Annotated in this window: 14 protein-coding genes; 2 read left to right on the forward strand and 12 right to left on the reverse strand. The window is 34.8% G+C overall.

Features of this window, described 5'->3' with window-relative positions:
• Positions 1 to 4 precede the first annotated feature (4 nt).
• Complete coding sequence (gene gltB, locus LPC20_RS06595) at positions 5 to 4,537, reverse strand: glutamate synthase large subunit (protein ID WP_229323706.1); 4,533 nt, start codon at positions 4,535 to 4,537, stop codon at positions 5 to 7.
• Between the two features lie 410 nt (positions 4,538 to 4,947).
• Here gltB and sucC point away from each other — a divergent pair, with 410 nt between their 5' ends.
• Entirely contained in the window at positions 4,948 to 6,141 is a 1,194-nt protein-coding gene (sucC, locus tag LPC20_RS06600) for an ADP-forming succinate--CoA ligase subunit beta (RefSeq protein ID WP_229323708.1), read from the forward strand.
• A gap of 57 nt (positions 6,142 to 6,198) precedes the next feature.
• Here sucC and LPC20_RS06605 read toward each other — a convergent pair whose 3' ends face one another.
• The 11 genes from LPC20_RS06605 to trmD form a co-directional block, all read right to left on the reverse strand.
• A complete protein-coding gene (locus LPC20_RS06605) occupies positions 6,199 to 6,660 on the reverse strand; it encodes a DUF1456 family protein (RefSeq protein WP_229323710.1) in 462 nt (153 codons plus the stop codon).
• Between the two features lie 41 nt (positions 6,661 to 6,701).
• Positions 6,702 to 7,712, reverse strand: coding sequence for a dipeptide epimerase (locus LPC20_RS06610; protein ID WP_229323712.1), 1,011 nt, complete (start codon positions 7,710 to 7,712; stop codon positions 6,702 to 6,704).
• 11 nt (positions 7,713 to 7,723) lie between these two features.
• Positions 7,724 to 9,715: an excinuclease ABC subunit UvrB gene (gene uvrB, locus LPC20_RS06615; protein ID WP_229323714.1), complete on the reverse strand. Its 1,992-nt coding sequence runs from the start codon at positions 9,713 to 9,715 to the stop codon at positions 7,724 to 7,726.
• A 113-nt stretch (positions 9,716 to 9,828) separates the two neighbouring features.
• The gene (gene rlmF / locus LPC20_RS06620) at positions 9,829 to 10,782 is read right to left on the reverse strand and encodes a 23S rRNA (adenine(1618)-N(6))-methyltransferase RlmF (RefSeq protein WP_229323716.1); all 954 of its coding nucleotides are present in this window, start codon (positions 10,780 to 10,782) and stop codon (positions 9,829 to 9,831) included.
• A gap of 36 nt (positions 10,783 to 10,818) precedes the next feature.
• Complete coding sequence (locus tag LPC20_RS06625; RefSeq protein ID WP_229323718.1) at positions 10,819 to 11,481, reverse strand: thiamine diphosphokinase; 663 nt, start codon at positions 11,479 to 11,481, stop codon at positions 10,819 to 10,821.
• A 106-nt stretch (positions 11,482 to 11,587) separates the two neighbouring features.
• Positions 11,588 to 12,028, reverse strand: coding sequence for an META domain-containing protein (locus tag LPC20_RS06630; RefSeq protein ID WP_229323720.1), 441 nt, complete (start codon positions 12,026 to 12,028; stop codon positions 11,588 to 11,590).
• Between the two features lie 61 nt (positions 12,029 to 12,089).
• Positions 12,090 to 12,911, reverse strand: coding sequence for a DUF4249 family protein (locus LPC20_RS06635; protein ID WP_229323722.1), 822 nt, complete (start codon positions 12,909 to 12,911; stop codon positions 12,090 to 12,092).
• Between the two features lie 5 nt (positions 12,912 to 12,916).
• A complete protein-coding gene (locus LPC20_RS06640) occupies positions 12,917 to 15,319 on the reverse strand; it encodes a TonB-dependent receptor (protein WP_229323724.1) in 2,403 nt (800 codons plus the stop codon).
• Between the two features lie 100 nt (positions 15,320 to 15,419).
• On the reverse strand, positions 15,420 to 17,642 hold the full coding sequence (locus LPC20_RS06645; protein WP_229323726.1) for an NADP-dependent isocitrate dehydrogenase: 2,223 nt from the start codon (positions 17,640 to 17,642) through the stop codon (positions 15,420 to 15,422).
• 265 nt (positions 17,643 to 17,907) lie between these two features.
• Positions 17,908 to 18,261, reverse strand: a complete 354-nt coding sequence (rplS, locus tag LPC20_RS06650; protein WP_229323728.1) for a 50S ribosomal protein L19 — start codon at positions 18,259 to 18,261, stop codon at positions 17,908 to 17,910.
• A 125-nt stretch (positions 18,262 to 18,386) separates the two neighbouring features.
• On the reverse strand, positions 18,387 to 19,064 hold the full coding sequence (trmD, locus tag LPC20_RS06655) for a tRNA (guanosine(37)-N1)-methyltransferase TrmD (RefSeq protein ID WP_229323730.1): 678 nt from the start codon (positions 19,062 to 19,064) through the stop codon (positions 18,387 to 18,389).
• Between the two features lie 255 nt (positions 19,065 to 19,319).
• Here trmD and LPC20_RS06660 point away from each other — a divergent pair, with 255 nt between their 5' ends.
• A complete protein-coding gene (locus LPC20_RS06660; protein WP_229323732.1) occupies positions 19,320 to 20,252 on the forward strand; it encodes a peptidylprolyl isomerase in 933 nt (310 codons plus the stop codon).
• The last annotated feature ends 149 nt before the right edge of the window (positions 20,253 to 20,401 follow it).

Here is a 20,401-nt window from a genome sequence, read left to right on the forward strand (position 1 = left end):
AATATTAACTATTTATTTCAACCAGCTCCCCCTTAGGGGGTTGGGGGGCCTCTTCTGCCAATCTTTGTAATGCTTTTTTGTAATCTGTTGGCATCACTTTGATAAAGTGTTTTTGTTGATTCTCCCAATCCGCTAAAATTCGTTTTGCTAATGGGCTATTAGTATACATAGAATGATTCTTGATCAAACGTCTCAATTTAGTGATGTCTTCAGCTTCGTTTTCTTCGAAAGCGACCATTTCCATATTACAAACGGTTGAATCGAATTTTCTTTCAGGGTCGTATATGTAAGCAATACCACCACTCATACCCGCTGCAAAGTTTCTACCTGTTTTGCCTAAAATGACTACGTTTCCACCCGTCATGTATTCACAACCGTGATCTCCAATTCCTTCTACAACTGCTGTTGCACCCGAATTACGAACTGCAAAACGTTCTCCTGCCATACCGTTGATGTAGGCTTCACCTGTAATCGCACCGTAAAGGGCAACGTTACCAATGATGATGTTTTCTTCTGGTTTGAAAGTTGCTGTTGGCGGAACTTTGATAATTAATTTACCACCAGAAAGTCCTTTTCCTAAGTAATCATTACAGTTACCGTGGATTTTGAATGACAATCCATTCGTAGCAAAAGCTCCAAAACTTTGTCCTGCAGAACCTGTAAAGTCTACTAAGATCGTATCGTCTGGAAGGCCTTTTGCACCGTATATTTTAGAAATTTCGTTACTTAAAATTGCACCAACTGAACGGTCCGTATTTTTGATATTAAAAGTAACTCTTGTTTTTTCTTTTCTATAAATAGAAGGAATAGCGGCTTTGATAATATCAAAATCCAATACGTTTTCTAAAGCGTGATCTTGGGTTGTAGTATTGTTATTTGGAACTACACTCGCTTTTTCTGGTTTGTAAAGAATAGTTGATAAATCCAAACCATTGGCTTTGTAATGATCGATCGCTTTGTTCACATTTAATTTTTGTGATTGACCTACCATTTCTTTCAAGGTTCTAAATCCTAATTGCGCCATAATTTGTCGTAACTCTTCAGCAATGAAATACATGAAGTTAATGACATGTTCTGGAGTTCCTTTGAAATTCTTTCTCAATTCTGGATCCTGTGTAGCGATTCCAACCGGACACGTATTCAAGTGACAAGCTCTCATCATAATACAACCTGAAGCTACTAATGGAGCAGTTGCAAATCCGAATTCTTCAGCTCCTAATAAAGCAGCGATAGCTACGTCACGGCCGGTTTTTAATTGTCCGTCACACTCTAAAACGACACGGCTTCTTAAGTCATTTAGAATCAAGGTTTGTTGTGCTTCGGCTAATCCTAATTCCCATGGAATACCGGTATGTTGTAATGAAGTCAATGGTGCAGCACCTGTTCCTCCATCGTATCCTGAAATTAAGATGACGTCAGCTTTTGCTTTGGCAACACCCGCAGCAATAGTTCCAACTCCAACTTCAGAAACTAATTTTACGTTTACACGTGCTTCACGGTTGGCATTTTTCAAGTCAAATATCAATTGTGATAAATCTTCAATAGAGTAAATATCGTGGTGTGGAGGAGGAGAAATCAAACCAACATAAGGTGTTGAATTTCTTGTTTCTGCAATCCAAGGCACTACTTTTTCTCCAGGAAGTTGACCACCTTCACCAGGTTTTGCTCCTTGAGCCATTTTAATTTGTATTTCTTTGGCATTAGTCAAATAGTTTATTGACACACCAAAACGACCTGATGCAACTTGTTTGATAGCACTATTTCTTGAATCTCCATTTAATTCTTTTTGGAAACGTTTTGGATCTTCTCCACCTTCTCCAGAGTTACTTTTGCCACCAATTCTATTCATGGCTATAGCCAAATTCTCGTGTGCTTCAGAACTAATTGAACCATACGACATAGCACCCGTTTTGAATTTCTTAACGATTTCTGTCCAAGGTTCTACTTCGTCAATAGATATTGGGTCTAAATTATTGAATTCAAATAAACCTCTAATGGTCATCAAGTTTTTACTTTGATTGTTGACCATATCAGAATATTGTTGGTAGGCTTCAGGGCTGTTCAAACGAACCGCTTGTTGCAGTTTAGCAATAGTGGTAGGATTGAACATGTGCTTTTCACCTGATCTTCTCCATCTGTAAATACCACCTATTTCTAAAGGTAATAAGTTGGCAATTTTAGAATTAGGAAACGCTTTTTGATGTCTTTTCTTGATTTCTTTTTCAACTTCCATTAATCCAATACCTTCAATTCGTGAAGGAGTGAAAGGGAAATATTTAGTACTAAACGTTTTGTTTAAGCCTAGAATTTCAAAAATTTGTGCAGCTCTGTAGGAATGTAAGGTAGAAATACCAATTTTATTCATAATCTTAACAATTCCTTTTGCGATGGCTTTGTTATAATTGGCAATAGCATAATCTGCTTTAACTCCTGTAATATGACCTTCATTTACTTGGTCATGAATAATCTCATTCACCATATAAGGGTTGATGGCACTGGCACCGTATCCAAATAATAAAGCAAAGTGATGAGGTTCACGTGGTTCTGCTGATTCAATAATAATTCCGAATTTAGAACGAACTCCTAATTTGTTTAAAGTGTGGTGTATGTATGAACAAGCTAATAACATCGGTATTGGAGCAAGTTTTTCGGTAACACCTCTATCTGAGAGAATAACTATATTACAGCCTTCAGCTACTGCTTTGAATGTCGCCTGTACACATTTTTCCAAAGAACGTTCTAATCCATTAACTCCTTTTTCAATTTTGTATAATGTAGAAATAGTAACTGATTTGAAATCAGAATGTTCAATATTTCGTAATTTATCTAAATCTTCGTTAGAAATAACTGGATTTTGAATTTTTATTTTTTTACTGTGTTTAGCACTAATGTCAAAAATATTGTAGTCACCGCCAATAGCTAAACTGATATCTGTAATAATCTCTTCACGGATACCATCTAACGGTGGATTGGTAACTTGAGCAAATAATTGCTTGAAATAATTGTATAATAGTTGGGGTTGTTCAGATAAAACAGCAAGCGGTGTGTCATTACCCATAGAACTAATCGCCTCAGCTCCTTTTGCCCCCATTGGGTTAATGATTGTTTTTAAATCTTCAATAGTGTAACCAAACAAACGTTGTCTAGTATGAAAATCAATACTTTCTGTAGGAATTGGGTTATTGGTGTATGGTATTTTTGCTAATTGAACCAAGTTTTCGTCCAACCATTTTTGATATGGACGTTTAGTTACAACGGCATTTTTAACTTCTTCGTCTTCAATAATTCGTCCTTCGTTCATGTCCACCAAGAACATTTTTCCAGGTTCTAATCGACCGTGCTGAATTACATCTTCTGGATCAATATCCAAAACGCCAATTTCAGATGACATGATTACAAATCCGCTTTTTGTCAACGTATAACGAGAAGGTCGTAATCCATTTCTATCCAATAATGCCCCAATTACATTTCCATCTGTAAAAGGTATTGAAGCAGGACCATCCCAAGGCTCCATAATACAAGAATTGTACTCATAGAACGCTTTCTTTTCTTTCGACATGGTTTGGTGTTTTTCCCAAGCTTCTGGAACGACCATCATCATAGCTTCTGGTAAAGAACGCCCTGTCATAATCAATAATTCAACTACCATATCCATGGAAGCCGAATCTGATTTTCCTTCTAATATAATTGGGAATAATTTTTTGATATCATCACCAAAAACTGGACTCTCCATTAATTCTTCACGAGAACGCATACGGCTCACGTTTCCTCTTAATGTATTAATTTCACCATTATGACACATGTATCTAAATGGTTGCGCTAAATCCCATGATGGGAAAGTGTTGGTAGAGAAACGTTGGTGAACCAAAGCTAGTCGGGTAACTACATCAGTATCTGCTAAGTCAGTATAGTATCTACTAATGTCCTCTGGCATTAACAAACCTTTATATATGATTACTGTAGTAGATAAACTAGTGAAGTAATATCTGTGACTTTCTGAAGTTTTGGAGTTTCGAATTGTATGCTCCGAAATTTTTCTCGCAGCAAATAACTTGGCATTGAATTCTTGCTCAGTCAATTGCAAACCATTTTTACCCACAAAAACTTGTTTGATTGTTGGTTCTTTTTCTGCTGCAATTTGACCTAAATTAGAAACATCTACAGGAACATCTCTCCAACCTAATATTTGTAAATTTTGATCTTGAACACATCTTTCAAAAGTAGAGATACAAAAATCTACTTGATTTTGACTTTTTGGTAAAAAAAGCATACCTACAGCATATTCACGAGCTTCTGGCAAATCGAAATCACATACTTTCTTAAAAAAAGCATCTGGGATATCAAATAGAATTCCAGCTCCATCACCAGTTCTTCCATCAGCACTTACAGCACCGCGATGTTCTAATTTAATTAGGATATCAAGTGCTTTGTGAATGATATCATTCGACTTAATTCCATTCAAATTACATATAAATCCAGCGCCACAATTGTCGTGCTCAAATTCTGGTAAATAAAGGCCTTGTTCTTTAACTATCATGCTTATTATTTTTTTTACAAAATTAAAGATTTATGGATAGTTAATGCCTTACTAGCCTTGTTTCCATTCATTTTTACCATAATGCTAAAAAAGACATCTTTAAATGACGATTTTGTTTTTTTACCTAGGTCGAATTATGCTTTTGACAAATTGAAGTAATAAGTTTTAGTGTTTTATTTTAGGTTTTATGCATTAGAGGATAGGTTTCATTCAGATTTATTTTTTTCTAACAAATTTGTCTGAAAAATTTAAATTTAGAATGAAATGACCTTATTTTATAATTGTATTGATGATTATTTGTGTTTTGCCCTTTTTTATTAAAAAAAATTTATTGTTTGTGTATTATTTTGTTATTTTTGTACCACTTTTACTCTGAAAATAATTTCAGTGAAGCAGACAAATTCTTAATTATGAACATACACGAATATCAAGGAAAAGAAATTTTATCTAGTTACGGAGTTCGCATTCAACGCGGCATTGTAGCTAATAGTCCAGTAGAAGCTGTTGCTGCAGCAAAACAATTAACAGCTGAGACCGGAACAGGTTGGTACGTTGTTAAAGCACAAGTTCACGCAGGTGGTCGTGGAAAAGGTGGTGGAGTTAAGTTGGCTAAAAACTTACAACAAGTAGAAGAGATTTCTGAGCAAATCATCGGAATGCAATTGATCACTCCTCAAACTTCTGCTGAAGGAAAAAAAGTACATAAAGTTTTAATTGCTGAGGATGTGTATTATCCTGGTGAAAGTGAAACTTCTGAGTTTTATGTTTCTGTTTTATTGAACAGAGCTACGGGACGCAATATGATTATGTATTCTACTGAAGGTGGAATGGATATCGAAGAAGTGGCTGAACACACTCCACATTTAATCTTTACAGAAGAAATTGATCCAGCTGTTGGATTACAAGGATTCCAAGCAAGACGAATTGCTTTTAATTTAGGACTTTCTGGAAATGCGTTTAAAGAAATGGTAAAATTCATCGATTCTTTATACAATGCATATATCGGTTCAGATGCTTCTATGTTTGAAATTAACCCAGTATTAAAAACATCTGATGATAAAATTTTAGCTGTAGATGCTAAAGTAAATATTGATGATAACGCTTTATACAGACAAAAAGCATATGCTGACATGCGTGATATCCGTGAGGAAAATCCAATTGAAGTAGAAGCAAAAGAAGTTGGATTAAACTATGTTGATCTTGACGGAACTGTAGGATGTATGGTAAACGGAGCTGGATTAGCGATGGCTACCATGGATTTGATTAAATATGCAGGTTTTGAACCAGCTAACTTCCTTGACGTAGGAGGAACTGCTGATGCAAAACGTGTTGAGACTGCTTTCCGTATTATCTTAAAAGATCCTAACGTAAAAGCTATCTTAATCAATATTTTTGGCGGAATTGTTCGTTGTGACCGTGTGGCACAAGGTGTAGTTGATGCTTACAAAAATATGGGTGATGCAATTAAAGTGCCAATCATTGTTCGTTTACAAGGTACTAATGCTGCCATTGCAAAAGAATTAATTGATAATTCAGGAATGCCAATCTTATCTGCTGTTGAATTCCAAGAAGCAGCTGACCAAGTTCAAGCGGCACTTTCTTAATTAGAAAACCAATTTATAAAAAAAAAATCCTGAGTGAAAGCTCAGGATTTTTTTGTTTTATGAATTTTTCTTACCGTTTTTGAATTGTACTTTTTCTACCACTTGTACTTTGGGAGTTGCTTTAGCATTATTTTTCTTAAACGGTTTTTTTGCTCCAGCAAATGATTTGGGTTTTTGATCTCCTCTTGCTTTTTCTGGATCTTTAGTACTGGCTTTAAATTCAGGTCGGTCTTTTGAATTTTCTTTCTTTGGAATTTCAGCTTTGTGTTTGGCTAAAACCTCATTAGGATTTTTTGGGTTTTCTTTGGTTCCTCTCAAATGAATCACTAAACCATTCAAGAAATTACGCAACACTTGATCACCACATTCCATATAGTTTTCGTGTTTTTCATCACGAAAGAAAGCACCTAACTCTGATTTCGAAATTCTAAAATCAACTAATTCTAAAATCTCAACTATTTGATCATCACGAAGCATCAAAGCGACACGTAATTTTTTAAAGATATCGTTATTGGTCATGTTTTTATTTTTTACAAAGGTACATTTAAATAGTATTTAATTTAGAATAAATGCACTCCGGTTCCGTTACCTTCTGCATAACTAATTTTTCCGAATTCCATAGTAACTCCACTAGCAATATCTTCACTCAATAGTAAAGGACCATCCATATCAACATAATCTAATTCAGGTAATATATGCGCAATAGCAGAAATACCAACGGTAGATTCGGTCATACAACCTGCCATGGTTCGTAACCCTAATCGCTTGGCTTCTTGAATCATTCGTCTTCCAGGAGTAATTCCACCACATTTGGCCAATTTAATATTGACTCCGTGAAAATGCTGAAAGCATTTCGCTACATCTTCTTCTTTGATACAACTTTCATCTGCTATTATAGGTAAAGCGGAATGTTTAAACACTTCTTTATGTCCGTCCCAATCATCAGCTTGTAAGGGTTGCTCTAAAAATTCTACGCCAAGCTTTTTCAATTCAATTGAATTACGAATTGTTTCATCGACACCCCAACCACAATTGGCATCAATTCTAAAAATGGCGTTACTGTGTTGTCGAAGTGCTTTTACAATGGCTATGTCTTCTTGTGTTCCTAATTTAATTTTATAAATCGGCCAAGGCAATTCTTCCATTTTAGCTACCATTTTTTCAATAGGTGCTATGCCGATAGTATAATCTGTCAATGGATTTTTTTCAGTGGTATATCCCCATAATTCATATAACTTCTTTCCTTTTTTGCGCGCGTATAAATCGTTGTATGCATTGTCTAAAGCGCACAAAGCAAATAAGTTGTCTTTTAAATAGGGAAATATTTTGGTCCAAAATACTTCTGGGGTTTCAGTTCCTGAGGATTCAATAATCGATCTGATTTTTTCTAAATCAGCTATCATCATAGGTACCGTAATATTATAATAGGGATTGGAAGAAGCTTCGCCAAATCCGGCAAATTTACCGTCTCTTAAAGTTACAATTACACAAGGTTGTACATCAATTGACTTTCTGGAAATGGTAAAAGTATGTTTCAATTTGAGGTCGTAGGCTTTTAAAATCATTTCCATCAGCAATGCTATTAGTCGGCTTGTTCTTGTAATTTTTTGATTTCGTCACGCAATTTTGCGGCTTGCATAAAGTCCAGTTCTTTGGCAGCTTTTTCCATTGATTTGCGCTTTTCGCGAATCAATTTGTCAATTTCTGATTTAGATAAATAAGCAGTTTCAGCTTCAGCCGCAATGTTTAATGTATGTCCTAATTCGTATTCCACCAAAGGATTTTTGGTAAAAGCCGAATCTATTTTCTTATTCAAAGCTTGAGGAACTTGATTATTTTCGATATTGAAATTAATCTGCTTTGTTCTTCGGTAATTGGTTTCGTCAATCGTTTTTTGCATACTATCCGTGATTTTGTCAGCATACATAATGGCTTTTCCATTCAGGTTTCGGGCAGCACGACCAATAGTTTGTGTTAACGAACGATGGCTTCTCAAAAAACCTTCTTTGTCAGCATCCAAAATGGCCACCAAAGAAACTTCGGGTAAATCCAATCCTTCTCGTAATAAGTTGACGCCAATCAAAACATCAAATAGGCCTTTTCGTAAATCTTGCATAATTTCAATTCGCTCCAAAGTATCAACGTCCGAGTGAATATAGCGACATCGAATAGACACTTTAGTCAAGTATTTGGCCAATTCTTCCGCCATTCTTTTGGTCAAGGTGGTCACCAAAACTCTTTCGTCCAGTTCACAACGTTGCTGAATTTCTTCAATCAAATCGTCGATCTGATTCAAACTTGGTCGCACTTCAATAATTGGATCCAAAAGACCCGTAGGGCGAATGACTTGTTCTACAACAACTCCATCTGTTTTTTGTAATTCATAGTCGGCAGGAGTAGCTGAGACATAAATAACTTGATTTTGCATCGCCTCAAACTCCTCAAATTTCAACGGACGGTTATCCATGGCCGCTGGTAATCGAAAACCATATTCTACTAAGTTCTCTTTTCGACTTCGGTCGCCTCCATACATCGCGTGAACTTGTGAGAGGGTTACGTGACTTTCGTCTACCACCATTAAAAAATCCTTTGGAAAATAATCCAATAAACAGAACGGTCGTGTTCCAGCTGCTCGTCCATCAAGGTAACGGGAATAATTTTCGATACCCGAACAATACCCCAATTCTCGAATCATTTCTAAATCGAAATTAGTGCGCTCTTCAAGACGCTTGGCTTCTAAATGTTTGCCTATTTCTTTAAAATAATCAACTTGTTTGACTAAATCTTGTTGGATTTCCCAAATAGCATTTTGCAAAACATCTGGCGAAGTCACAAACATATTGGCGGGGTAGATAGTCAGTTTTTCAAACTTTTCTAGCACCTGCGCATTTTTGACATCAAAACTTTCTATTTCTTCAATTTCGTCACCAAAGAAGTGAATTCGGAAAGCATCATCGGCATAACTTGGAAAAACTTCGACTGTGTCACCTTTAATTCGAAAAGTTCCTGGATTAAAATCAGCTTCGGTACGCGCGTATAAACTTTGAACTAAACTATGCAATAATTTGGTTCTCGAAATCACCTGGTCGCGTTCCAAGGCAATTACATTTTTTTGAAATTCTACCGGATTTCCAATACCGTACAAACAGGAAACTGAAGCTACTACTAAAATATCTCTTCGGCCTGAAAGAAGGGAAGAGGTCGTGCTTAAACGCATTTTTTCTAGTTCTTCATTGATGGATAAATCCTTTTCAATAAATACTCCTGTAACTGGCATAAAAGCTTCAGGCTGATAGTAATCGTAGTAGGAAACAAAGTACTCTACAGCATTGTTGGGAAAAAATTGTTTGAATTCCGAATATAATTGGGCTGCCAAGGTTTTATTGTGTGCCAAAACCAAAGTAGGTCGTTGTACTTCCTGAATGACATTGGCTACTGTAAATGTTTTTCCGGATCCCGTTACTCCTAATAAGGTTTGAAACTGTTCACCCTCAATGATGCCACGAGCTAATTTTTCAATCGCTTGTGGTTGGTCGCCTTTGGGTTGGTAATCAGATACTACTTGGAAATTCATTTGGTAAAGATACTTAATTCAAATCAAGAGACAAAAGAGGTCTAAGCACCTAATTGTAATTACAACTCATCCAATTTAATAGTGTAATTTGTGAAATTAGTGTTTATCTCAATCTAAAATTGCCAATTTTTTCGTTGTTCCAAAGTCATAAAAGTCCATGCTACAAAACGACTTGTTTTTTGGCCTTGAGCCATATCGATAGTTTTTATTTGGACGGCATTTACTTTATTTAAAGTTTTATAAATGCTAGCAAGATTTTCTTTTTTGGATACTAAAGTAGTAAACCACATACAATTCATAGTATATTTTACACTTTCGTAAATCATTTGAGTGATGAATCGCAGTTCGCCACCATCACACCACAACTCCCCATTTTGACCACCAAAGTTGAGTGCCACTTTTTTGGTCTTTTGCTGTTTTAAATTCGATATTTTCCGAAGGGTTCCTTTGTTTGCTTCTTCTTCCGATTTATGAAAGGGCGGATTACAAACAGTAAAAGCAAATTTATCTTCAGGAGTAATGATGTTTTTAAAAATAAAACGGGATTCAGTTTGTAGTTGCAAACTAATTGCATCAATTAGTTTAGAGTTATTTTGAATGATTTTTTTGCAATTTTGAATGGCATTTTCATCGATATCTGTCCCAACAAAACTCCATCCGTAAGATCCATTTCCTATAATTGGATAGATACAATTGGCTCCAATTCCAATATCTAAACCTTGAACTGTTTCACCTTGTGGAATACTACCGTTGTTACTTGCAGCTAATAAATCAGCTATGTAATGAATATAATCAGCACGACCTGGAATGGGAGGGCAGAGGTAGTTTTTAGGGATATTCCAATTTTGAATTCCATAATGGAAAGCTAATAACGCCTTGTTTAGTGTTTTTACAGCTTCAGGATTAGCAAAATCAATGGTTTGAATCTTATGCGGATTGGTAAAAACAAAATTAGCAAGTTCAGAACAGGAATTAATTAATTGGTCAAAATGATAACCTGAATTATCAAGATTTCGAGGGTGTAATTTTTGTTTTAGTATCGGTGCTAGTACTTGTTGTTTTTCCATTTCGTTACAAAAGTAAGCAATCTCGACGGTATTATATTAATCAATACATTCCATCAAGAGTAAATCACCATCTTCGTGCTCTATGGTTACAATTCCATCTTGAGTTACATGATTGCTACTTCCAGTTCGATATCCTAAAGTAAGAGTGTCATTTTGAAGTGGGTAAAATAAATTGAAAGAACGAATTCCTGTCACATTTCCTATCGGTATTAAAGAAATGGGAGTGTTAGCGGTGTACCATTTTTCAAACTTTTTGGATAATAAAAATATTTTGGAATGGTCGTCTAAAAGGACAATTTTTAAAACATTACGGTATTTAGAAATAGACGTTATATTAGTTATAGTATGATCGGCTCTTTTACCAGTTGCCCAAACGACATTTACTGCAGGGATATTTCGCGCTATCAAATAATCAAATGCCTTTTCTAAATCGGTTTTGTTTTGATCGGGTGTATGAATGATTTCAATTGGAAATTGTTCTTCTTGGTACTTTTCTGGATCAAAATTACGATCAAAATCACCTATTAAAACATCTACTTTGATATCCAATTCCATAACGCGTTCCATAGCTGAATCTAATACCACTACGAGCGGAGACCACTCTAGTAATTGTCCTAATAATTCAGGTTGGCACGAGGCGCCATTAGCAATAATTAAAGCCGGTTCTTGGTCGTCTCTAACGATATGATGTGAAGACATTGGATGTTTTTTAGTACCGTAAATGTATTAAATTATCTATTTTTAAAGTACTAAATAAGAATTAAATCCTGTAAGATTTTAACTTACAGGATTTAAATAAGATAATTTATTTAACTAGTTCAAATTGTGCAATAACTATATCATCTGTAAGTAATATGAACTTGGATGAATCTATGACTACCACTTTACTAGTTTGAGATAAAATTGCAATAAAAGAATTTTCAATTGCCATAGTATCTCCGCAATACATTTTTGTTGATCCAATTTTTGAAAATGAGATAAAATTTTCTTTTATTTGAAACTCACCAAATAGTTGATTACATCCTGCTTTGGCTTCTAATTGATTTGAATTAGAATTAAGTTTAAGATAAAAGTCTTTTTCGTCTCCTTGAATTTTCTCGGAATTTAGAAGTGTAATTTTCCATTTTTTGTTAGTAATGGATTGTTCGATTACATTGTTAGCATTACTACTTTGAATCAATGAAGAATCGCATGAGTAAAAAACAATTGATGTAAATAGGGCAATTGACAAAATTTGTAATTTCATTTTGTTAAGATTTAGGGTTAATAATTATAATGCGAATTTAAAAAAAACAAATACTATTAAATTATTTTACAATATAATTAACAGAATCGTATTCACTTAATGAAAAATAGCCTAATGGGAAATTCTCTTTTTTTGTAGTATTTATAACATTACCACGAACTGTTGCTGGTGGAGATTGAAAAGGGCCGCCTCCGCTATTACCTGCAATACTTACCAAAACAGACATATAATTAAAATAGGTTCTGGAAATTCCATAGTGATTGATTTCTACTTTGTCTCCAGGTTTAATGTCGTCATTTTGGGAAATGCTAAAGAATTCATTACCATTAAAAAACACATCTTCATCTGTATAAAAGTTAGAAGTAACTTGAGTCGCATAGGTAAATCTGTAGAGGTAGAAATTTTTTACAACTGCGGGATCTATATAATGTGCTTTGAGCTCTATACTATTCCCTCCAAAGCCACCGTTATTATTTTGTACCACTTTAGTAATTGCTGCCACTGGCTGCATTATTTCTTCTGCTGTATACGTATCCCCGTTGTATTGTATTGTCAAACGATAAGTTTCACCAATTACAGGAACAAAATTCGAACATCTGTATTCACCAGTGTTAGGGGCTTCAACAAAATTAAATTTTTGATTTTTACTATTTTCAACACTTACAATTGCACCCTTTGCTATATTAGGCGAAGTGCTATAAAAGCTAGTTGTAGTACTAAGTTTAATTTTTTGAACATTTCCAGCACTTCCTTTTTTCCATGTGATAGCCGCTTCAATAACTAATTTTGGGGCTGCAGTGTCTAAATCTAACTGAATTACTTCTTCGCAACTAACAAGTAAGAAGCTCCATATTATGAACGATAAATAATATATGTTTTTCATACTTTCTAAAATTTAAAATTATAACTGACAGCTGGAACTATTCCGAAAATTGAGGTTTTTATGGCCTCATTGTTTCCTGTGTCACTATTTTGCCTAAAATTGATAGCAGCTGCATTTTTTCTGTTGTACAAATTATAAATACTAAACACCCATTCACTTTTTGTACTTCGCGAACTATTTTTACTTGGTGATAATGTAGCGGATATATCCAAATGGTGGTATGCAGGTAACCTGTTTTCATTTCGTAATCCATAACTTGGTACAGTGATTCCTAAATATTGATATTGTCCATTAGGAAAGGTCACAGGTTGTCCAGATTGTAATGCGAAATTCGCACCAAAAGACCATTTTTTATTTAACTCATAGGCACTTGTAATGGCTAAGTTATGGGTTTTATCGAAAGCTGATTTGTACCATTCTCCATTATTAATACCTGTTTCTAAAATTGTTCTTCCAGGAGTTTGTTGTTCAGATCTAGATAATGTGTATGAAATCCAACCGTTGAATTTCCCTTCATTTTTCTTTAACATGATTTCTAATCCATAAGCCCTCATTCTTCCGTTTAAAATTACTTGCTCTAATGCGTTATTTGCAATTAAATCAGCTCCATCAATATAATCGATACGGTTTTGGATTTTTTTATAATAACTTTCAATTTCTAAGGAATACTTATTTTCAGAAAAATTCGTAAAATATCCAACCGCTACTTGGTCTGCAATTTGAGGTTTTATGAATGAGTCACTTGGAGTCCATACATCTAATGGAGTAGGAGAAGCGGTATTGGAAACTAACTGAAGGTATTGAACCATTCTATTGTAACTCGTTTTAATAGATTGAGAGTCATTTACTTGGTAAGCTAGTGAAAAACGAGGTTCTAGATTTCCGAAATTTGTGATGGTTTCATTTTTTTTATAATTCTGAACCCCTATTGGAGTTGCTTTTTCATAAATCTGCATTTCAGAATTAAATAAAACAGGGTTGTTGTTTTCGTAAATATTTATTTTTGAATTACCTAAACGATAAAATAAACTGTATCGTAAACCATAAGAAATAGCAATTTTATCAGATATTTCTTGCTCAGCATCTAAATAAGCGGCTGGTTCAAAAGCATATTTTTTGTCAAGTTGAGCAAAGTTGATGCCTGAATTTGGATCTGAAGGTCTAATAATACCAGGATTGAAATCATAATAAATGGCGTTTATTCCATAATTCAATTTGAATTTATCAGAAATATAATTTTTTAAATCGTACTTGATATTGTAATTCTTTATTCCAGAATCCCATTTAAATCCCACGAAATCCAAATCTAATCCATAATAATAGTCGGAATAAATCAATGACAAATTAGAAAAAAGTTTGTCAGAAAATAAATGGTTCCATCTCAGGTTTAGTGTTGAATTTCCGTAAATATTAGTAAAACTATTTGCTAAACTAAATACATCACGACCAAAATAACCGGATAAGAAAATATTATTGTTAGGATTGATTTTGTAACTCAATTTGGTATTTAAATCATAAAAATAAGCTGCGTTATCTTTTTGGTCTTCTGATAACTTAAGAAAAAGATGTGCATACGAACTTCGACCTCCTATTAAAAACGAACCTTTGTCTTTTACAATTGGTCCTTCAAGAAGTAATCGACTAGAGATTAGACCAATTCCGCCATTGGCATGAAAACCTTTACTACTTCCGTCTTTTTGATAAATATCTAAAACAGAAGAGGCTCTTCCGCCATATCGAGCAGGAATCCCCCCTTTATATAATTTTAAATCTTTGATTGCATCGGGATTAAAGACTGAGAAAAAACCGAATACATGAGACGAATTAAAAATCATAGCTTCGTCTAAAAGGATTAAATTTTGATCAGCTCCACCACCACGAACATTAAATCCCGAAGCACCTTCGCCTGCATTGGTTACACCTGGAAGTAATAAGATTGATTTTAGTATATCCACTTCGCCCAATACAACAGGCATTTTTTTTATTGTTGATATTGAAAGCTTGTTTACACTCATTTCGGGCTTTCGAATATCAGTAATGTTTTTACTACTGGTTACGATTACTTCTCTTAAAACGTTTTCTTTCGGAATAAGTTTGTAATTTATTTTTAGATTTTGATTTAGTTCTAGTACTTCATCAAGATTTTGATAATCAGAATAGTTGATTCGAATAGAATACTTTCCTTTAGGAAGTGTAATGGAATAAAATCCATATTCATTTGTTAAAACTCCTGTTTTTAATTCAGGGATAAATACAGTAACGCCAATTAGGGTTTCATTACTATTACTATCGCTAATAGTTCCACTCAAAGTATATTTTTCTTGAGCCGATGTGTAAAAACAGCTAAATAAAAATAAAAAAATTACTAGCTTACTTTTAATAATTCTTTTCAATTTTTCCAATTTCATAGTTACTATTTTGTATCAACCCAATTTAATTATTGAAGACATAAAGTTACATAAAAAAAGGCAACTGTGTTAGTTGCCTTTTTTAAATAAGTTACAAGTTTTACTTTATTGTGGCTAGAATTGCATTAAAAGTAGCGCTTGGTCGCATAGCCTTTGATGTTAAATCTGGATTTGGTTGGTAATATCCACCAATATTTTGTGATTTTCCTTGCGCGCCAATTAATTCTAAATTAATAGTAGCTTCATTATCAATAAATGCTTTCGCAACAGGAGTAAAAGTTGCTTTTAATTCTGCGTCTTTATCTTGTGCTGCTAATGCTTCTGCCCAATACATTGTTAAGTAGAAATGAGAACCACGGTTGTCAATTTGACCTACTTTACGCGCTGGAGATTTATCATTCGCTAAGAATTTTTCAGTTGCAACGTCTAATGTTTCAGCTAAAACCATAGCTTTAGGATTGTTTAATGTTTGGCTCAAATGTTCTAAAGAAGCACCTAAAGCTAAAAACTCACCAAGTGAATCCCAACGTAAATAACTTTCTTCAGTAAATTGCTCCACGTGTTTTGGAGCTGATCCACCAGCACCTGTTTCAAATAAGCCTCCACCATTCATCAAAGGAACAATAGATAACATTTTAGCTGAAGTTCCCACTTCTAAAATTGGAAACAAATCAGTTAAGTAATCACGTAATACGTTTCCAGTAACAGAGATAGTATCTAGTCCTTTAATGATTCTTTCCAAAGTTGCTTTAGTAGCTGCGATTGGAGAAAGTATTTGAATATCTAAACCAGTTGTATCGTGGTCTTTCAAATATTTTTGAACTTTTACAATCAATTCTCTATCGTGAGCTCTATTTTCATCTAGCCAGAATATAGCTGGTGTGCTTGACAAACGCGCTCTATTTACAGCTAGTTTAACCCAGTCTTGAATTGGAGCATCTTTTGCTTGACACATTCTAAAAATATCTTTCGCTTCAACAGCTTGTTCCATCAAAACATTTCCATTAGTATCTACAACACGAACCACCCCATCTGCTTGCATTTGGAATGTTTTATCATGAGAACCATATTCTTCTGCTTTTTGAGCCATTAAACCTACGTTCGGAACACTTCCCATAGTTGTAGGATCAAAAGCACCATTTTGTTTACAAAAATCAATTGTAGCAGTGTATACACCAGCATAACAACGGTCTGGAATAATGGCTACAGTATCTTGTTGTTTGCCTGCTGCGTTCCACATTTGGCCTGAAGTACGAATCATAGCTGGCATTGAAGCATCTACAATTACATCCGATGGAACATGAAGATTTGTGATTCCTTTTTCAGAATTTACCATAGCAATAGCAGGGCCATTTGCAATAGCATTATTGATTGCAGTTTCTACTTCAGCTTGTTTCGCATGACCAGCAATTTTAGCATAAACATCCCCAAGACCATTTCTGGTATCGATATTTAATTCAGCAAATAAAGCGGCATATTTTTCAAAAACATCTTTGAAATACACTTCAACAATAGCACCAAAAATGATTGGGTCAGAAACTTTCATCATAGTTGCTTTCAAGTGAACTGAAAGTAATAGCCCTTGTTCTTTGGCTTCGTTTATTGTTTTGTTTACAAAAGATTTTAAAGCGTTTACATTCATTACTGACGAATCGATAATTTCGCCAGCTTTTAATGGAGTACTAGCTTTTAAAACGGTAGTTGTTCCGTCTTTAGCTACAAATTCTATTTTTACATCGGTTGCTTCAGCAATGGTAACCGATTGTTCACTTCCGTAAAAATCACCCGATTCCATTGAGGCAACGTAGGTTTTTGATGTTGGCGACCAAGCTCCCATAGAATGTGGATTGGCTTTGGCGTAATTTTTTACTGCTTTTGGCGCTCTACGATCTGAGTTGCCTTCACGTAAAACTGGATTTACAGCTGATCCTAATATTTTAGCGTATTTTGCTTTTACGTTTTTTTCTTCCTCATTCTGAGGATCTTCTGGAAAGCTAGGTAATGCATATCCATGAGATTGCAGTTCAGCAATAGCAGCTTTTAATTGCGGCACAGAAGCAGAAACGTTAGGTAGTTTTATAATATTCGCTTCAGGAGTTGTTGCTAACTGACCTAATTCTGCTAATGCATCTCCTGTTTTCTGACTATCTGTCAAATACTCTGAGAAATTAGCTAAAATCCTTCCAGCCAATGAAATATCTCTTGTTTCAATTTCAATGTCAGAGGTGCCAGTGAAGGCTTGAACGATAGGTAAAAAAGAATAAGTTGCTAACAAAGGGGCTTCATCTGTAAGCGTGTAAAAAATTTTGGATTTCTGTGCCATTGTATAATGATTAAATAAATCTTTAATTAATGTATAATTAACTAAAACGTTTGCGTTAATTTTTTTAGTGCGGCAAATATAGGAAAATCAGATGTAAAAATGATTCGAGTTAGTTGTTAAAAATGAATATTTTAGAGGTTTTAACACCTAATTACTTAATTGCTATTTTTAGAGGGGTAAAATTCCTAATTTGAAAATTTTAAGTTAAATTATTGACAAAAAAAAGTCCCAACATTGTGGGACTTTAACTATTTTGAAAATTATTTTAGAATCTTCTCTTATCTTTAATTTTCGCTTTTTTACCAGTAAGTTCTCTGAAGTAGAAAATTCTAGCTCTACGTACAGCACCTTTCTTGTTGATTTCAATTTTTTGTAAAGCTGGTAAGTTTACCGGGAAGATACGCTCTACTCCAATAGCTCCAGACATTTTACGGATAGTGAAAGTTTCTGTGTTACCAGAACCTCTTCTTTGAATCACTACTCCTTTAAAGAACTGAGTTCTTGTTTTTTCACCCTCTTTAATTTCGTAGAAAACAGTAATTGTGTCTCCAGCTCCGAATTCAGGGAAATCTTTTCTTGTTACAAATTCGTCTTTAACGAATTTCATTAAATCTGCCATGATAATTTTAATTATGGTTTAATATAGAGCAACATTCACGGTTCTCGCCAGAGGTTGGTCTAATGCGGCTGCGAAATTAATTATAAATTTTGAATATTAAAGAAAAAAAGAAAAAAAATATTCCATTACTCTTCTAATAAATCGGGACGACGGTTTTTAGTATGCTCGTAGGCTTTATCTTCTCGCCATTGATCAATCTTAGCAAAGTTACCGCTGGTTAATACTTCAGGCACTTTCCATCCTTTGTAATCTGCTGGACGAGTATAAATAGGTCCTGACAATAATCCGTCTTGAAAACTGTCGGTAAGGGCAGAGGTTTCATCACTTAAGACCCCAGGAATTAATCGTATTAAAGCATCTGATAAAACTAATGCGCCTAATTCTCCTCCACTTAAAACATAATCGCCAATGGAAATTTCTTTGGTAATAAAATGATCACGCACTCGTTGATCTACTCCTTTATAATGTCCGCAAAGAATGATGATGTTTTCATACATAGACATGGTATTCGCCATTTTTTGATTCAGCGTTTCACCATCTGGCGACATATAAATGATTTCGTCGTATTCTCGTTCACTTTTTAAATGCGTAATGCAAGCGTCAATAGGTTGTACGGTCATCACCATTCCAGCGCCACCGCCAAAAGGATAATCATCAACACTTTTTTGTTTGTTTGTTGTATAGTCACGTAAATTATGGAAGTGAACTTCTACCAAACCTTTGTCGATAGCTCGTTTCATAATAGAGGCTTCAAAAGGGCTTCGTAATAATTCAGGAAGAACAGTAATAATATCTATACGCATTGTGAAGTGTGCAAAGTTGTAAAGCGACAAAGGTACAAAGTTTAAAGTACTTTTAATAACGAATTTGTTTTACGAAGTCTGCATTTGCGTGAGGGATGGAAGTGGCATCCTTTTTAGGTGGTCGAGGCATTCGAGACCGCCTAAAAAGATAGAACGTACAGCCCGACCGAAGCGTTTGCGGAGGGCACGCCTAAGAAGTTTTTGTCATTTCTATATTATTGTTGTAATTTTGCACTTCAATAAAAATCAACAAAAATGGAAAACGGAATATACGCTAAATTCAACACCGCTAAGGGTTCGGTTATAGTAAAATTAACACACGATTTAACACCTGGAACGGTTGGGAACTTTGTGGCTTTGGCTGAAGGAAACTTAGAGAACAAGGTAAAACCACAAGGAACAAAATATTATGACGGATTAACATTTCACCGTGTGATTCCTGATTTTATGATACAAGGAGGTTGTCCTCAAGGAACTGGAACTGGAGATGCGGGATATAAATTTGACGATGAATTTCATCCCAATTTAAAACACGATCGTCCAGGAGTTTTGGCTATGGCTAATGCGGGTCCTGGAACTAATGGTTCTCAATTTTACATCACTCACGTTCCTACATCTTGGTTAGATGGGAAACATACAGTTTTTGGACATGTAGTTGAAGGACAGGATGTTGTAGATGCTGTTGCTCAAGGGGATGTTTTGGAAACTTTAGAAATTTTAAGAGTGGGTGCAGAGGCTGAGCAATGGAATGCGGTAGAAGCGTTTAGAACTTTTGAAGGTTCACGTGCAAAACGTATTGAGGCAGAACGCGCTGCTGCTGAAGCTGAAATGGAGAAATTAGCCGCTGGTTTTGAAAAAACAGAAAGCGGTTTGCGTTACCAATTTATCCAAAGAGGTTCTGGTAAAAAAGCAGAAGATGGTAAGACAGTTTCTGTTCACTATTCGGGTCAATTACCTGACGGAAAAGTTTTTGATAGTTCGTATGCTCGTAAAAAACCAATTGAATTTCCATTAGGAAGAGGTAATGTGATCGAAGGTTGGGATGAAGGAATTGCGTTGTTGCAGGTGGGTGATAAAGCGCGTTTTGTAATTCCGTCGCATCTAGGATATGGTTCTCGTGGTGCTGGAGGGGTTATTCCGCCAAATGCTACTTTAATTTTTGATGTAGAATTAATGGATGTAAAATAATCCATCTTTATAGTATGTACTAGAATCCCAAAGCCTTGCTTTGGGATTTTTTTGTGTTTGTATTTAACTTGTTTGTGTAGCGTGATTTATTCTCAATTTATTTTACATTTGTTTATCTAATCAAATATATGTAACCACACAAATACTAT

This window comes from Flavobacterium ammonificans (assembly GCF_020886115.1).
GTDB lineage: Bacteria > Bacteroidota > Bacteroidia > Flavobacteriales > Flavobacteriaceae > Flavobacterium > Flavobacterium ammonificans.

Excerpts from the sequence above, each read along its gene's own strand:
- LPC20_RS06660 (WP_229323732.1), top strand. The coding sequence starts at position 19,320 with ATGGAAAACGGAATATACGCTAAATTCAACACCGCTAAGGGTTCGGTT.
- LPC20_RS06610 (WP_229323712.1), bottom strand. The coding sequence starts at position 7,712 with ATGGAAATGATTTTAAAAGCCTACGACCTCAAATTGAAACATACTTTT.
- gltB (WP_229323706.1), bottom strand. The coding sequence starts at position 4,537 with ATGATAGTTAAAGAACAAGGCCTTTATTTACCAGAATTTGAGCACGAC.
- uvrB (WP_229323714.1), bottom strand. The coding sequence starts at position 9,715 with ATGAATTTCCAAGTAGTATCTGATTACCAACCCAAAGGCGACCAACCA.
- LPC20_RS06645 (WP_229323726.1), bottom strand. The coding sequence starts at position 17,642 with ATGGCACAGAAATCCAAAATTTTTTACACGCTTACAGATGAAGCCCCT.
- LPC20_RS06630 (WP_229323720.1), bottom strand. The coding sequence starts at position 12,028 with ATGAAATTACAAATTTTGTCAATTGCCCTATTTACATCAATTGTTTTT.
- rlmF (WP_229323716.1), bottom strand. The coding sequence starts at position 10,782 with ATGGAAAAACAACAAGTACTAGCACCGATACTAAAACAAAAATTACAC.
- LPC20_RS06605 (WP_229323710.1), bottom strand. The coding sequence starts at position 6,660 with ATGACCAATAACGATATCTTTAAAAAATTACGTGTCGCTTTGATGCTT.
- LPC20_RS06640 (WP_229323724.1), bottom strand. The coding sequence starts at position 15,319 with ATGAAATTGGAAAAATTGAAAAGAATTATTAAAAGTAAGCTAGTAATT.
- sucC (WP_229323708.1), top strand. The coding sequence starts at position 4,948 with ATGAACATACACGAATATCAAGGAAAAGAAATTTTATCTAGTTACGGA.
- trmD (WP_229323730.1), bottom strand. The coding sequence starts at position 19,064 with ATGCGTATAGATATTATTACTGTTCTTCCTGAATTATTACGAAGCCCT.
- LPC20_RS06635 (WP_229323722.1), bottom strand. The coding sequence starts at position 12,911 with ATGAAAAACATATATTATTTATCGTTCATAATATGGAGCTTCTTACTT.
- LPC20_RS06625 (WP_229323718.1), bottom strand. The coding sequence starts at position 11,481 with ATGTCTTCACATCATATCGTTAGAGACGACCAAGAACCGGCTTTAATT.
- rplS (WP_229323728.1), bottom strand. The coding sequence starts at position 18,261 with ATGGCAGATTTAATGAAATTCGTTAAAGACGAATTTGTAACAAGAAAA.